Genomic DNA, 1,356 nt, shown 5'->3' on the forward strand with positions numbered 1-1,356 from the left:
GGTAAAGTTGAAGAATCAGCAGTTACTGAAGCAAAGAAACAGATCCAACAAGAACAACTTGAACGTGAATCTCGTGAAGTAAAACGTAGAATTCAGGATTGTGAAAAAGCTGTTTCTAGAGCAGAAAGATACGGACGTTTTGCATCAAAACACAAGAACATTATGAAAGACTTTTCTGAAGGACTGAAGAAAGCTCAAGCTGAATTTGAATCTACAGGTGATTACAAAGCTTGGGACAAAAAGTATTCAGAACTTACAGATAAGAAAGATGACGCTATCGCAAAAGCGAAAGAAGAAATCTTTGGTTCAAGATACGAAAATATCTATCTTTAATCAACATCCAAATTCTAAATGCTTTTATGCTAAATAGAATAAATGTGAACCCTGCAAACTATATAAGTCGCATTGTCGCATTGAGGAGTTCGGGGCAACATGAACTGAATTGACAGTTCTATTCAATGCTTTTATGCTAGTAATAGGATATTATGCCTACTGATCATGTGCTATAAATAGATCATTCTTTATTTAAATGCTTTTATGCTAACAAATAAAGGATAGTCTCATAGACGAAAAACAGTAAGTATATCAAAATACATATACATATAGTACTTTTATGTCTATATTTCAATCGAGTCTCTAGCTTGCTAGATGAGCACTTGGTATAATATGTATTCTGTCAAAGACTATAAATTCTAAAGTAATAGCGGCTTTATGCTATTATATACTAGATTTAATGCTTTTATGCTCATAATCAACAGTGTATACTATTACTTTAGAATTACATATTAAGTATAGAGAGTTTGATCGCTCTCTATACTACTAAAAGAGTATATTGCACTATTATATCAACCCAATGATATATGAAAACTCGTGTATGATGTATATCTCTCTAATTGAGGCGTTATCCGGTCTGCTAGGATATGAAGGCGCAGAGGTGTGCAAAACTCTTTATATTTACAACTTAAAATTATTTATCATGAGCTATATTGCAGCAGATATGTGGGGTGAACATCTATTCTATAATAAACCTGTTAGATATGTTCATGAAACAACAAAAAGAAGTTGGTGGATAGATCCAAAACATAATAATTCTATTAGTGTACCAATAGGTACGGCTAAACTATTTAATGATGCAGGATTCTTATATACTCATTATGTACCATTTGATAAAAGAAATATGTGTTTTGGAGATAATCCTATAGAAATAAAAGTATATTGACTGTTAGGTCATTGGATGAATCGTTTGGACGAGGGTTCGACTCCCTCATGCTCCACGTTGGAAATTATGATAATACAATACGCCCATGCTCGTTTTAACACCCTGCTATAAGTAATTGTTATTACGTAGACGCAATA

At 32.7% G+C, this 1,356-nt stretch carries 2 protein-coding genes; both read left to right on the forward strand.

What is annotated here, in order from left to right; translation table 11 throughout:
- On the forward strand, positions 1 to 333 hold a 333-nt coding region (locus GH681_RS23460), incomplete at its 5' end, for a hypothetical protein (RefSeq protein WP_228112050.1).
- 541 nt (positions 334 to 874) lie between these two features.
- On the forward strand, positions 875 to 1,219 hold the full coding sequence (locus tag GH681_RS22890; protein WP_153163807.1) for a hypothetical protein: 345 nt from the start codon (positions 875 to 877) through the stop codon (positions 1,217 to 1,219).
- Positions 1,220 to 1,356: the final 137 nt, after the last annotated feature.

Origin of the sequence: Zoogloea sp. 1C4, from assembly GCF_009469605.1 — a bacterium.
Lineage (GTDB): Bacteria > Pseudomonadota > Gammaproteobacteria > Burkholderiales > Rhodocyclaceae > Zoogloea > Zoogloea oryzae.

Excerpts from the sequence above, each read along its gene's own strand:
- GH681_RS22890 (WP_153163807.1), top strand. The coding sequence starts at position 875 with ATGATGTATATCTCTCTAATTGAGGCGTTATCCGGTCTGCTAGGATAT.